Annotated in this window: 15 protein-coding genes; 11 read left to right on the top strand and 4 right to left on the bottom strand. The window is 66.2% G+C overall.

The genetic code is table 11. The annotated features are described in order from the left end of the window. A partial coding sequence (locus AAGI46_10385; protein MEM1012610.1) for a hypothetical protein occupies positions 1-192 on the top strand: 192 nt, incomplete at its 5' end. A gap of 303 nt (positions 193-495) precedes the next feature. Here the strand turns inward: AAGI46_10385 and AAGI46_10380 are convergent. Continuing rightward, a complete protein-coding gene (locus AAGI46_10380) occupies positions 496-999 on the bottom strand; it encodes a hypothetical protein (GenBank protein MEM1012609.1) in 504 nt (167 codons plus the stop codon). Positions 1,000-1,065: 66 nt separating this feature from the next. On the opposite strand from AAGI46_10380, the gene AAGI46_10375 reads away from it, so the two are divergent. Both AAGI46_10375 and AAGI46_10370 read left to right on the top strand, forming a co-directional pair. Beyond that, positions 1,066-1,578 carry a hypothetical protein gene (locus AAGI46_10375; protein MEM1012608.1) on the top strand — a complete coding sequence of 171 codons (513 nt, stop codon included), beginning with the start codon at positions 1,066-1,068 and terminating at the stop codon, positions 1,576-1,578. 137 nt (positions 1,579-1,715) lie between these two features. Next, positions 1,716-3,029, top strand: a complete 1,314-nt coding sequence (locus tag AAGI46_10370) for a hypothetical protein (protein ID MEM1012607.1) — start codon at positions 1,716-1,718, stop codon at positions 3,027-3,029. Here the strand turns inward: AAGI46_10370 and AAGI46_10365 are convergent. Continuing rightward, positions 3,002-3,694 (bottom strand): HAMP domain-containing sensor histidine kinase, encoded by a 693-nt coding sequence (locus AAGI46_10365; GenBank protein MEM1012606.1) that lies wholly within the window; start codon positions 3,692-3,694, stop codon positions 3,002-3,004. The two genes, AAGI46_10370 and AAGI46_10365, sit on opposite strands and share 28 nt — an antisense overlap. Before the next feature lie 228 nt (positions 3,695-3,922). Next, positions 3,923-5,101 carry a DegT/DnrJ/EryC1/StrS family aminotransferase gene (locus AAGI46_10360; protein MEM1012605.1) on the bottom strand — a complete coding sequence of 393 codons (1,179 nt, stop codon included), beginning with the start codon at positions 5,099-5,101 and terminating at the stop codon, positions 3,923-3,925. Between the two features lie 77 nt (positions 5,102-5,178). On the opposite strand from AAGI46_10360, the gene AAGI46_10355 reads away from it, so the two are divergent. From AAGI46_10355 to AAGI46_10325, 7 genes are all read left to right on the top strand, one after another. Next, positions 5,179-5,610, top strand: a complete 432-nt coding sequence (locus AAGI46_10355) for a hypothetical protein (protein MEM1012604.1) — start codon at positions 5,179-5,181, stop codon at positions 5,608-5,610. A 67-nt stretch (positions 5,611-5,677) separates the two neighbouring features. Next, the gene (locus AAGI46_10350) at positions 5,678-6,565 is read left to right on the top strand and encodes a metallophosphoesterase (GenBank protein ID MEM1012603.1); all 888 of its coding nucleotides are present in this window, start codon (positions 5,678-5,680) and stop codon (positions 6,563-6,565) included. A gap of 16 nt (positions 6,566-6,581) precedes the next feature. Next, positions 6,582-7,091: a bifunctional pyr operon transcriptional regulator/uracil phosphoribosyltransferase PyrR gene (gene pyrR, locus AAGI46_10345; GenBank protein MEM1012602.1), complete on the top strand. Its 510-nt coding sequence runs from the start codon at positions 6,582-6,584 to the stop codon at positions 7,089-7,091. Further along, a complete protein-coding gene (locus AAGI46_10340) occupies positions 7,088-8,038 on the top strand; it encodes an aspartate carbamoyltransferase catalytic subunit (protein MEM1012601.1) in 951 nt (316 codons plus the stop codon). Before pyrR ends, AAGI46_10340 begins: the two co-directional genes overlap by 4 nt. A 9-nt stretch (positions 8,039-8,047) precedes the next feature. After that, complete coding sequence (locus AAGI46_10335) at positions 8,048-8,371, top strand: hypothetical protein (GenBank protein MEM1012600.1); 324 nt, start codon at positions 8,048-8,050, stop codon at positions 8,369-8,371. Then, positions 8,368-8,775 carry a PIN domain-containing protein gene (locus tag AAGI46_10330; protein ID MEM1012599.1) on the top strand — a complete coding sequence of 136 codons (408 nt, stop codon included), beginning with the start codon at positions 8,368-8,370 and terminating at the stop codon, positions 8,773-8,775. The genes AAGI46_10335 and AAGI46_10330 overlap by 4 nt, the downstream gene beginning before the upstream one ends. A gap of 8 nt (positions 8,776-8,783) precedes the next feature. Then, complete coding sequence (locus tag AAGI46_10325) at positions 8,784-10,055, top strand: dihydroorotase (protein ID MEM1012598.1); 1,272 nt, start codon at positions 8,784-8,786, stop codon at positions 10,053-10,055. 102 nt (positions 10,056-10,157) lie between these two features. Here AAGI46_10325 and AAGI46_10320 read toward each other — a convergent pair whose 3' ends face one another. After that, a complete protein-coding gene (locus tag AAGI46_10320) occupies positions 10,158-11,549 on the bottom strand; it encodes an NAD(P)/FAD-dependent oxidoreductase (protein MEM1012597.1) in 1,392 nt (463 codons plus the stop codon). Here AAGI46_10320 and aroA point away from each other — a divergent pair. After that, positions 11,548-12,972 carry a 3-phosphoshikimate 1-carboxyvinyltransferase gene (gene aroA, locus AAGI46_10315; GenBank protein MEM1012596.1) on the top strand — a complete coding sequence of 475 codons (1,425 nt, stop codon included), beginning with the start codon at positions 11,548-11,550 and terminating at the stop codon, positions 12,970-12,972. The two genes, AAGI46_10320 and aroA, sit on opposite strands and share 2 nt — an antisense overlap. Positions 12,973-13,199 lie beyond the last annotated feature (227 nt).

Here is a 13,199-nt window from a genome sequence, read left to right as displayed (position 1 = left end):
CTGGCGTCGATGATCGCGAAGTACCTTCGCGAGCGGTACATGGAGCGGTTCAACGCGTTCTTCCAGTCGGTCGACTCGGGGTTGAAGCCGACTGCGGGGTACTGGAGCGATGCGCAGCGTTTTCTGAAGGACGCAGAGGGCGCGATGGATGCGCGAGGTGTCGAGCGTGTCGAGGTCGAGCGGGAGCGATAGTCGATCATGCATCGCTCCGGGGGATCGCTTCGCTCACCCCACGGCTTCCATCGAGTTAGTCGAGCCATCAGGTCGTGCTTCAGCATGACGGGCTGCGAACCAGTCGGGAGCGGCGCGCGTTGTGCTGAAGCACGATCTACCTGGCTTCGATCCCGTCGACCGACGTGTCGTGCATTGTGTCAATTGAGCATTGAAGCCGTGGGGTGAGCGAAGCGATCCCCCGGAACGAGCGTCCCCCGACCCGGTGCGACGCTTCGCTCTGCACTCGGCTTCGGGTATCACGCGACTTCGTTACCGATGACTTCAGTCGAGGGGGATCGGTCCGTCTTCGTCTTCGTCGGGCTTCTTCGCAGACGGTGGGGTTGGTGGGGTGGGCGCGGGACCCTTCTTGCGTGCGGGGTAGCTGTCGGCGCCGTCGGTGGTGAGGTCGATGGGCTGGCCCGGCTCGCCAATGGAATCGCGTGCCGTGCGGCGCGATTCCTTCTTCCCGCCGATGGGGATGATGACTTCCTTCTCGGTCTCGCCGCGGCGGATGACTTCGAAGGCACCGAGCATCTCGCTCGACAAGCCACGCACACTGAGCCCGCCGGCACTGAGAAACAGCAGCAACACCGCCGCCGCCTGGAGGGCACCGATCGCGACGAAGAGTCCGCGTTCGCCGAAGCCCATGGTCGCGATCGGCGTCAGGACGATGATCACAAGCGTCAGTGCCAGCCCGATGTAATACTGCGGCCGGTTCGCGATCAGCCGAGGGAAGAGCACGCAGACGAAAACGAAGAGCACGATTGCCGTGGTGACGCCATCCATGCCGCGAATGTAGCGACGCCCGAGCTGGCGTAGCATCGGGCGAACTCGTCGCAACGCGGAGGCCACATGAAGTTCGGTGCCGGCATCGGAATCCTGTCCCTGCTCCTGACCACGGGCATCATGCTCTGGCTCTTCGCTGGCCCGATGGGATCGGGCGGGGCGTCGTACGGCAAGATGCTGGCCGAGAAGAATCGTGAGGCCCGTGAGGACGTGCAGCAGTTCTCCGGCAAGGACATCGACGGCAGACGCCTTTCGGAGACGCTGACGCTGGTCGCTTCGCCAGAACGCGGTTCGATGCGCGGCGTCCTCGTGAGCGAGATCGAGCCCAACGCCATCGCCGCCACGCACTTCGGACTCGTGAAGGGCGACGTGATCCGCCAGATCGGGCCGAACGACGTTGGCGGGTTCATCATCACGTCCGTCGACGCGGCAAGCGACTTCCTGGACGAGGCGTTTGCCAAGTCGCAGTCGATCGTCGTTGATCGCGACGGCCAAGAGTTGACCCTGCCGACGGGTCCGGCACCGGCGGGCCGGCCAGCATTACCGGGCGGTGTCGACGGGCTGCTCGGCAACCCTTAGCGGGCTGCGCGGAGTAAGCTGACGCAGCGGCGGCTCGGCCTGTGTGGGCGAGCGACGCCGGTTGGTGGAGGTTCAGACCGCTCATGTCCGATGCGTCGGCGTCAACTCCCAAGCGGCCTCCAGGGATGGCCGCGCGCGTGAGGCTCGGTGCCTGGATCGTCACGCTCATCGCCATCCTCGTGCTGCCGGCGATCGGGTTGCTCGCGATGGCGGGCGACGCGACGCAGAGCCTCGACACGCTGCACGTCGGCTGGCTGATTGCGTCTTCGGTCGTCGTGGTGCTCTGGCTGCTCCTTGCGACCACGCCGGCGGATGCGATCAAGGTCTCGCCGAGGCTTGGGAAGCGACTGGTTCTTGGCATGACGGGTTTCGTCCTCGGCTCGGCCGTCGTGCTGGGGCATCCGACGCTCGAACCGGTTGCGCTCGAGGCGTCGACACACGGCGAGGCGTGGATCTCCGGCGAGCACGAAGTCGCCCACGGCCCGCCGAGACCGCCGATCATCGAGCTTGCGGCCGTCGCGACGCGCGCCGTCGACGCGGCGACGTCCTTCGAACCGCTGCCCGAACGCGACAGCGACTGGCGACCGACGATGGCGGAACGATCGCTCGTCGATCGGCTTCTCCCATGGCGAATCCTGCTGGCGATCAGCGTGCTGGGCGCGACCTGGGAGATCATCGCGTCGCTGCGATCGCGCGGCATCAGCGTCTGGCACGCGGGCCTGTTTGCCTGGTCACCAGCGGTGTGGCTCATGGCGGCGGGCTTCGGAGGCCCGGCCGTGCTGGCGACGTGGTTTGCAGCAGCGAGTCTGCGACGGGCGGAGCTTGGCCGGCGAAGACGGGCGGGCCTTTGGCTGGCCTTGGCGGTCGCGACGTCGCCGATAGCGCTGCTTCTGGTGCCATGGGTGCTGGTCGGCTCTGGCGGCAAACGCCTGGCGAGCCTGTGGTTCGTCGGTGTCAGTTCGATTCTGTGGGTCGCGCTTCTGCTGGCGGGCGACAACGCAGCGGAGTGGGTCGAGGCGACGCGTCGGTGGCTTTCGGCACCGGCGACGTCGCCGCTGGCGGGTGTGGTCGACCTCGCGCCGCGGGTCACGCGGCTTCTCGCGTTGGCGATTGCGTTGCTGATCGGCCTCGTGGTGTGGCGTGCCAGTCGATCGGCCGTCGCGGTGTCCTATGCAGCGTTGCTGGCGTTTGCGATCGTTGCACCGACGCATCCGGCCGGGTTGGTCGCGCTGGTGCTCGTGCCGGCGGCGATGCTCGGGCCGGGCGTCGGGCTGGCGGGGCTCGCGCTGGCAGGCGTGGTTGGGCTGAGCCTCGACGGAGCAGGCACCTACGGCATCGCGACGTGGTCGGCGTTCGCGATCGTCACGATCCCTGCTGTTGCGGAAGTCCTCGCCGCCGCTCGTCGAGCGCGTCGGCGTCGACGTCAAGCCGCGGCAGCCGTGGTGGGTTGATCGATTCGTGGCAGGCGAATGCAGAACGTCGTGCCGGTGCCGGCGCGCTTCATGACGCCGATCGAGCCGCCGGCTTCAGTGACCAGTTCGCGGCAGATCGCAAGGCCCAGCCCGTTTCCACCTCGCCGGCCCGTCGCGAAGGGCTCGAAGACGCGGTCGCCACGCAGGCCGCTCGGCAGCCCCCGGCCGTCGTCCTGGATGAAGAGCGTGACTTCAGTGGAGTTCACCTGACCCGAGACGTCGACGCGTGTTGCTTCGGCTTGGCCGGCGTTTGCGAAGAGGTTGCGGAAGACCATCGCGAGGCGATCGTGCGTCATCGGCACGAATGTCGCAGCCGGGACTGAGATGTCGACGTCGCAGTGATCGGCCGACTCGCCTTGGACGCGTTTGAGGCAAGACGCTATTTCGACCGAGCCGTCGTCCGCGTCACGTCGGCCGAAGCCGAGGACGGTCTCATTCAGCCGCGACGCCGCCGCCGCGGCCTCGCGGCACCTGGTCAGGGCGGCCTCGGGGTCGTCTGTCGCATTTGCGTGCGTCACCAGCGGCGTCAGAAGGTTGTTCGACTCGTGCGCAATCTGCGCGACCAGCGTGCCGAGGGTCGCCAGGTGCTTCAGGTGGGCGACTTCGCGCTCGAGGCGATCCAGTTCGCCCTGAAGACGCTCCACGTGCTGAGCTAACGCTTCGGTCGTGTCGGAACCAACGGACACCTTTCTCGTGTCGACCAGACAAGCCCACAGCTTGAACCCGAGCGACGTGATGTTCCCTGAACTCCATTGAAGCCGCAGGACAGAGCGCAGCGTCGTCCCGGGTCCGACGGTCCGACCAGACCCGGGACGACGCAGCGCTCTGTCCAACGGCTTCAGTCGGAAAAGACGCAGTCTCTATGACCTGAATCACCCGACGGACTCGACCGCGTCGATCAGCTCGCACGCGACTTGCTCGATCTGTTCGGGTTGGAGCTCGGGGAACACCGGGAGTGCCAGCACTTCTTCGCAAGCCTTCTCCGTCTCGGGGAAGTCGCCCCGCTTGAAGCCGAGGTGAGCAAAGCACTTCTGCTCGTGGAGCCCCAGCGGGTAGTAGACGCCTGAACCGATGCCGCGCTCGCCCAGCCGCTTGCGAACGGCATCGCGGTTCTGGACGCGGACGACGTACTGGTTGTAGACGCTGGTGTTGCCCGACTCGATGTGCGGCGTCACCACCGGCGAGTCGGCCAGCAGCTCGTCGTACGTCGCCGCGTGCTGGCGCCGGCCCGCGGCCCAGCTGTCGAGGTGCCGAAGCTTCACCTGCAGCACCGCCGCCTGCAGGGCGTCGATGCGGAAGTTCCCGCCGACCTCGTCGTGGTAGTAGGTGTGCCCGCTGCCGTGGACTCGGACGCGGCGGAGCCGATCGGCAAAGGCATCGTCGTCACAGCAGACCGCCCCGGCGTCGCCGAACGCACCGAGGTTCTTAGTCGGATAAAAGCTTAGTGCTCCACACCAGCCCATCTGACACGCCTTTTTGTCTCCACGCTCGGCCCCGATGGCCTGGGCGGCGTCTTCGAGCACCCAGACCGCCCGATCGAGCTTCGGATCGCACGCGATCTCATTGACCGCCTCCATGTCCGCGCACTGGCCGAACAGGTGAACCGGCACGATCGCCCTGGTCTTGGGCGTCATGCGCAGCGCGACGTCTTCGATATCGAGGTTGAACGTGTGCGGATCGATATCGCAAAAGACCGGCGTCGCGCCCATCCGACTGACACATCCGGCCGTCGCAAAGAACGTGAACGCTGGGACGATCACCTCATCGCCCGGCACGATGTCCAGTGCCATCATTGCCGCGAGGAGCGCGTCGGTGCCGCTGGAAACGCCGATGGCGTGCTTTGTGCCACAGTAATCGGCGAGTTCCTGCTCGAAATCGGTGACCGCCTGACCCAGCACCATCGCCTGGCTTTCGCACAGGGCGTCCATCACCGGTCGAACTTCGTGACGAATCGTGTCGTACTGAGCGCGCAGATCGAGAAGCGGCACGGGGGCCGGTGGCTCGGTCATTTCGCGATCCTTCGCGTGTTTGATCATCTCCAAAGTTGGCATGCGGGAGAGGATACACAGAACAGAAAGTTGCCACAGAGCCGATACCGTCAAAAACTGAGACTGCTGACCGCACTGACATGAGCACCGACTACGGCTACGCCTTCAGCTTCGACCGCGAAACCTTCCGCGGCCGCTACCCGTCCCGCGCCGACGCCGTCGAGGCCGCCGAGCGGGCGCTTCTGGCGTACCCCGGGCCAGTCGAGTCGATCTGGGTCGGCCGGACCGCGATTCAGCGTCTGCCCGTGGAAAACCTCGCCGAGATGGTCCTGCACGAGGTGGCCGAGCGCCAGAGCGACTCCGGCGTGGAGCCGATCTCTGCCGGCACCGACGCGCGCGACGAACTGGATGCCCGTCTCGCGGCTTTGCTGCGTGCCTGGGCCGACGACCACGATCTCCACGCCACGAGCGGGATCGAAGCCGTCAGCGAGCACCCGATGCAACCCGTCCAGCACGTCTCCAACAAAGGCGACGCCGGCCACGAAGTCGGCCTGATCGGCAACGTCGGCTAGTTAACCGCGCGGGCGGGTAGCTGCGGGGCTACGGCCCGCAGTCCGAGGACGCCCGCTACCGTTTGACGTGTCGCTCGGGAGAGTCTCCACCACGCTGCAGCGTGCGGTCCACGACGCGGACTGGCGCAAGCAGTTCCGCTTCCGCGGCCGTGCATGGCGTGTTTTTTCGCGACTCGGACTGACGGGCCTGCACGCGGCACCAGTCCATCGAACCTGGCTCGACATCCGTCGACTCCGAATGCCGCTGCCAAACCTGCCGCTGGGGGCCGAGGGACTTCGGCTTGTGCAGATCAGCGACCTGCACGTCTCGCCGGTCGTGACGATGGGTTTTTTGCGCGAGCAGCTCCGCCACGTCGCGGAGCTTCGGCCTGCGTTGCTGGTCGTCACCGGCGACCTCATCACCGGCGGGCACCGATATGCCAAACTCGCCGCGCGACTGCTCGCCGAACTCGACCCGCAGCCGCCGATGGGCATCGTCTGCACGCTCGGCAATCACGACTACGGACTCGTCGGCAAACGCAACCCACGCGAGGGCGAAGCCCGCGCCCTTCGCCTGCAACGCGAACTCGGACGTTTCGGCATCCGGCTGCTTCGCAACGAAGCCATTGACGTCGCCGGCGTGACGATTGTCGGCCTCGACGACCTGTACACCGATCGCCTCGACGCCGATGTTGCCTTCGACGGCGTCGACGGGCCGACGATCTGCCTCAACCACGATCCACGCAACGCCGTCGCGCTCAAGCCGCACCCGTGGCACTGGATGCTCGCCGGCCACACCCACGGCCGACAGCTCGGCAGAAAACTTGGCGGCCGGGCGCGACGCCCCTTCGTCCGCGGATTGTACGACCTCGGCGACGGGCAAAGTCTCTACGTCAACCGCGGCCTGTCGTACGGCCAACGCTGGCAGAACTGGTGCAAGCCGGAGATCACGGTCTTCAAGCTGACAGCGGCGTGAGTGCTACGGTCGCAACGTGCCCGACGCCGCGTCAGTCGAGACGGCCATCGCCGCCATGGCGTCGGCCATGCGTGAGACGCACTCAGGCGGTTCCGTCAATGTGCTGGGCATCGTCACCCGCGGCGAGACCCTCGCTGCCAGGCTTCGTAAGCGACTCGCCGACGCCGGCCTTGACGTCCGCGGCGGGTCGATCGACGTCACGCTTTACCGCGACGACCTTCGCGAGATCGGCCCGAATGCCGTCGTCGGAGCGACTGACCTGCCGGGCGACATCGACGGCGTGCCGACGTGGCTGGTCGACGACGTGATCCACACCGGCCGCAGCGTCCGCGCGGCATTGCAGGCTCTCGTCGACTTCGGCAGGCCGGCGTGGGTCAAGCTCGCGGTCCTCGTCGATCGCGGCGGTCGCGAACTGCCGATCCAGCCCGACGTCGTCGGCCTGTCGCTCTCACCAGAAGCCGGCTCGCGCGTCAACGTCCGCTTCACCGAAACCGACGGCCACGACGGCGTGGAGGTGTCGGCGTGAGCGACGAGACGCCACGATGGATTCGGCCGCACTTGCTGTCGCTGGCCGAGCTCTCGGCCGACGAGATTCGGTTCGTGCTTGACACCGCGGACGGCTTTGCCGACGTCAGCACACGCAGCGTGAAGAAGGTGCCAGCCCTTCGCGGCCAAGTCGTGGTCAACGCGTTTTTCGAGGACTCGACCCGCACCAGAGTGAGCTTCACACTCGCTGCCCAACGGCTCAGCGCAGACGTTGTCGACTTTTCGGCCAAGGGCAGCAGCGTCAGCAAGGGCGAGTCGCTGGTCGACACCGTCCGCACGATCGAGGCGATGGGCGTCGACGTGATGGTCGTCCGCCACGCTTCGGCCGGGGCGGCGAAGCTGGTCGCGGACTCGGTGAAGTGCCGGGTCGTCAACGCCGGCGACGGTGCCCACGCCCATCCGACGCAGGCGCTGCTGGACCTCTTCACGCTGCGTCAGCGATTCGGCAAGATCGACGGCCTGCACGTCGCCATCGTCGGCGACATCGCCAACAGCCGCGTCGCCCGCAGCAACCTCTTCGGCCTGACCAAACTCGGTGCCCGCGTCACCCTCGTCGGCCCTTCGACGCTCGTCCCTGCGTCGCTGGCGAGGCTGCCCGGCGTGAGTGTCTCGCACGACCTCGACGCCGTCCTGCCGGAGGTGGACGCGGTGAACATGCTGCGCATCCAGTTCGAGCGACTGAAGTCGGCCGCCTTTCCGAGTAATCGCGAGTATGCGTCGCTCTTCGGCATGACCGAGGAGCGGCTCGCTCGTTGCCGGGACGATCTGCTGGTCATGCACCCCGGCCCGATGAACCGCGGCGTCGAAATCGCCACGAGCATCGCCGACGGCCCCCGCTCCGCCATCCTCGACCAAGTCAGTCACGGTCTGGCCGTCCGCATGGCGGTGCTGTATCTCGTCACACGGGCCAGACCCGGGGACGCGTAGCATCAGACCGTGATTCGTAAGGGCACGATCAAGGAGCGTGGCGTCATCGTCCTCGACGATGCAACCGGCCTGCAGCCTGGGGACCGAGTCGAACTCGACGTGCGTCTTCCGGTTCAGACCGATGTCGAATCCCCGTCAGCCGACGCTCAGCAGCCGAATGCTCGTCTCACACAGCTGATCGAGAAGCTTGGCCCGCTGGAGTCAGAGGTTTCCGACGACTGGCAACGGTCGGCAGCCGAGGTCGACGCGGAGTCGTGGGAAGGCGTCGATGACGAGGAGGCGGAGCGACGCTGGCGTTTGTACGAGAAACGATGGGGGCCGCGTCCATCATGACGACGCGCTCGTTGCTCCTCGATACGAATCATGCGACGCCACTGGTGGATGGTTCGCCGTGGATGCTCAAGCGCCTTCGAGAAGAGCAGGCCAACGTTGTCTTGTGCTGGCCAATCGTCGGTGAACTGTGGGCAGGTGTGGCCGGTAGCTCGGACCGACGGCGCGACGAGAATCGGCAACGGCTTGACCTCATCCTGACGGCCATCGACGTGCTTCCCTTCGACGCCGCTGCGGCTCGGGCATTTGGCCAGATCAAGCAGCAGCTCAAGGAGACGGGGCGTCCGATTCCAGCCATCGACATTCAGCTTGCGGCCATCGCTGTAACGCACGCGATGCCGATCCTTTCGGCCGATCGACACCTCTCCTACGTCGACAGCTTGCAAGTCATCGACTGGACATCCTGAACTGTGGTATGCCTCGTATACTCATCACCAACGGCACCGTCATCGACCCTGCGGCCGGGATGCCGCGGGAGGCAGACGTCCTGATCCGCGATGGCAGGATTGCTGCCGTCGGGCACGATCTCGGCCAGGCCGACGAGACGATCGACGCGGCGGGCTGCTGGGTTACGCCCGGTCTGATCGACCCGCACGTCCACTTCCGTGAGCCCGGCGACGAGGCCGAGGAGACGATCGCCAGTGGTGCCGCGTCGGCGGTGGCGGGCGGCTTCACGACCGTCGCGTGCATGCCCAATACCACGCCGCCCCTGGACGACGAGGCGAGCATCGAGTTCGTCCTGCGCGAGTCCGCCCGCGTCGGCCTGGCCAACGTGCTGCCCGTCGGGTGCCTCACCAAGGGCAGAGCCGGCAAGGAGCTGGCAGAAATCGGCGGCATGCACGCTCGTGGGGCCGTCGCGTTCACCGACGACGGAGCCGGGGTCGCAGACGCGGGCGTGATGCGGCGGGCACTTCAGTACTGCGGCATGTTCGACGCACTTGTCATGCAGCACTGCGAAGAGCCATCGCTCTCCGGCGGCTGTGTCCACGGCGGGGCGGTCGCGGCGGAGCTGGGTCTGCCCGGAATTCCCGCTGAGGCTGAGGAGCTGATGCTCGCTCGCGATGTCGTGCTCAACACGCGTATCGGCTGTCGGTACCATGTCCAGCACATCAGCACCGCCGGCGCGGTCGAACTGGTTCGTCGCGCCAAGGCGGACGGCCTTCGCGTGACGGCCGAGGCGTCGCCGCACCACCTGCTGCTGACGGACGAGTCGATTCGTTCGTTCGATGCGAACTACAAGATGAACCCGCCGCTGCGGACGGCCGACGACGTCGCCGCCGTCGTACGCGGCGTCGTCGATGGCACAATCGACTGCCTCGCCACCGACCACGCGCCGCACCTGGCCGAAGAGAAGAATGCTCCGCTCGCTGAGGCGGCGTTTGGCATTCTGGGGCTCGAATGTGCCTTTCCGCTCTACAAGCAAGCACTCTTCGACGCTGGCCACATCGACGCGACGCGGCTCATCGAGATGATGACCGTCCAGCCCGCCCGTCTTCTCGGCATCGACCGCGGCACCCTGGCCGTCGGCGCCATGGCGGACGTGACGATCATCGACCCGGAGCGGCAGTGGACGATCGACCCGGAGCGGTTCGCCTCCAAGAGCCGCAACTGCCCCTTCGCCGACTGGAACGTCATCGGACGACCGACGACGACGATCGTCGATGGTGTGATCAAATTCCGCCTCTGATCCGTCATCCTGAGCGAGCGCAGCGCGTCGAAGGACCTCGCCTGCTTCCGACCGCAGATCCAGACGAGGTCCCTCGGCTGCGCTCGGGATGACGGAACAAGCTCACGCGGCGATCGATCGGCTGTCGTCTGCCTTTGACGTTGCGTCTTGCACTTCGGTCGACGGCTTGTCGGGTGTGACGCCGAGCTCGACGAAGTCGCGACGCGTCACAAGGTCCAGCGTCCAGTCGACGGCAACCCGAATCTTCCGGCCCAGCCCCGGCATTTTCATGAGGTAGACGCCGCGCCACAGGAACCAGGCGAACCAGCCGGTGAACCGCATGCCGAACGTCTCCGCAACCGCGTCGCCGTGGCCGAAGGCGGCGAGCTGGCCGAGGTCTTTGAAGTCGGCCGGCTTGGTCGGCTCGCCTTCGAGCACGTGGACGATGTTGCGCGCACAGAACTTCGCCTGCCGGACGGCCGCTTGTGCTGTGGCCGGGTACGCGTCGCCGCTCGCCTGCGGGTTGACCGCTGCGTCGCCGAGTGCCCAGACGGCGTCGTGGCCCTTCACGCGGCAGTCCCGCTCGCACAGGATGTATCCACGCTTGTCCGTCGGCACGTCGAAGAACTTCACGCTCGGATTCGGCATGATGCCCGCACACCAGACCACGGTGTTGGCCGGCAGGCGCGTGCCGTCGGAGAGCTCGACCTCGTTCGGATGGATCGCAGTCGCTTCGGTCTTCATGCGGACGTCAATCCCACGGCGGACGAGGTGGTCGTGGGTCCACTTGCCGAGTTCTTCGTGCAACGTGCCCAGCAGACGATCGCCGCGATTAAGCACGACGACCTGCACGTCCCTCTCCGACAGTCTCGGGTACGACCGGACGGCTTTCTTGAGGTACTGGTCGAACTCGCCAGCGACCTCGATGCCTGTGAACCCGCCGCCGATGACGGTTAGGGTCAGCAGCTCACGCCGCTTTTCGAGACTGTCGATGGCGTTGGCCCGCTCCAGAAGCCGGACGACGCGCTCACGCAGGGCGATCGCATCCGCCAGGCTCTTCATCTCGTAGCCGTATTCCTTCAAGCCCGGAACAGGCGGTTTGAGTGTGACCGTGCCCATCGACAGAACCAGGTGGTCAAAGTGGGTCGTGCACCTCCCAGCCTCGCCGGAGATGCGGAAGTCGACCGTCTTGGCCTTGAGATCGAAGTTCACGACCTCGGCCGCGACGAATCGGGCCTTCCTGCAGAACTGCCGAAGCCCGACAACGGCATGCGACGGCTGCAGACTCCCCGTCCCGGCCTCGACGAGCAGCGGGCTGAACGCGAAGTAGTTGTTCCGGTCGATCAGGACGATTTCGACCTTCTCCCGCAACTCCGGCCGCCAGCGAAGGGCGTTTTCGAGGTGCTGCACGCAGTACGCCCCGCCAAAGCCTCCGCCTAGGACGACGACGCGGATCACGCCGTCCGGCTTCTTATCAAGCGGCGAGCTGGTGCGGTAGGTCCGATCGCCATCCATGCCAGAACGCTACCCGCACGGCCTGCCAGCCCGAAGTCGCAATCTCGCTCGTACGCTCATCACGATGTCGGACGCGACCTGGACGAGTGACCCGCTGCAAGGACCGATCGACGCGACGGTGACGGTCCCCGGCAGCAAGTCTCTGACGAATCGTGCCCTCGTTCTGGCGGCTCTGTCGACGGGTCGTTGCAAACTGACTGGCGTCCTCTTCGCCGACGACACCCGGCACATGCTCGACAACCTCGGCCGCCTTCGGCTCAAGCTCGACATCGATGAGCCGGCCAAAACGGTCACCGTCGACGCCCCGGCCAGCGAGGACTTTGCGTCGAACGACATCGAGCTTTTTTGTGGCAACTCCGGCACGACGATCCGTTTCCTCTCGGCACTGCTTGCGGCCGTGGGACAGGCGCGGTTCAAGCTCGACGGTGTCCAGCGGATGCGCGAACGCCCAGCCGGACCGCTGGCAATGCTCCTCAACGATCTCGCTGGAACGAACGAGCCTGCAGTTGGCTACGCGCCAGAGAGCGAGGGCTACCCGCCGTTGCACGTCAACGGGAGCGGAATCTCGGGCGGCTCGATTCGCTACGCAGCAGGACAGACGCTCTCGAGCCAGTATCTCTCCGCCGCGCTCATGGTCGCTCCCTACGCACGGCAGGAAGTTCGCGTCGAACTCGACGGAATGCAGGCCAGCTGGCCATACGTGCAGATGACGATGCGACTCATGGACCTTTTCGGCATCACGCCCGAGGTCGAACTCGACGAGCGCGAAGAACGCCCCGAAGCCGTGATCGTCCCGCGCGGCCGGTACGTGCGGTCGCAGTACCACATCGAACCCGACGCCAGCGCCGCCAGCTACTTCCTCGGCCTGGCCGCGATCCACCCCGGCAGTCGGATCACACTGCCGGGTCTGGGCACCGACAGCCTGCAGGGCGACGCGCGGTTTGCCGAGCTGCTCCGCCGCATGCACTGCCACGTCACGCAGACGCGCGACGAGACGGTCCTTGTCGGCCCCGAACGGCTCGAAGGCATCGAGGCCGACCTGTCGCTCATGCCCGACTGTGCCCAGACGCTCGCCGTCGTCGCGCTCTTCGCCTCTGGACCCACGACGATGCACGGCCTCAAAACGCTGCGGGTCAAAGAGACCGATCGCGTCGCCGCCCTCCAGACGGAGCTGTCGAAGCTCGGTGCCGACGTCACGATCGACGAGTCCGCCGGCGACGTCTCGATGACGATCATCCCACCGCCACGGGTTCGTAGGGCCAGCATCGCCACCTACGACGACCACCGCATGGCCATGAGCTTCGCCCTGGCCTCCACCCGCCGAAAGGGCATCGTCATCGAAGACCCGGGCTGCGTCTCCAAGACCTACCCCGGCTTCTTCGACGATCTGGAGAGTCTGTTTGCAGCGACTGCTCGAACGTGATTTGTTAAGCTCTGCGCGTGAGTAGCGATCTGCGGTGCAACTCCTGCGGCCGCAACATCCCGCCACAACATGTCAATATCGCGAAAGACACGGCGTGTTGTCCCGAGTGCGGATCGCTTGCACGCCCTAGCGACATGCTTCGAGAGAGGTCGCTTGGCATCGATGATGTCGACTTTGTCCGCCCACCTAGCGGCTGTTACATGCTGGACAGCTCACCAACGCGGCGG

It is taken from the genome of Planctomycetota bacterium, assembly GCA_038746835.1.
Classification (GTDB): Bacteria; Planctomycetota; Phycisphaerae; order Tepidisphaerales; family Tepidisphaeraceae; genus JBCDKH01.
This window is presented reverse-complemented; position numbering and strand designations above follow the sequence as displayed.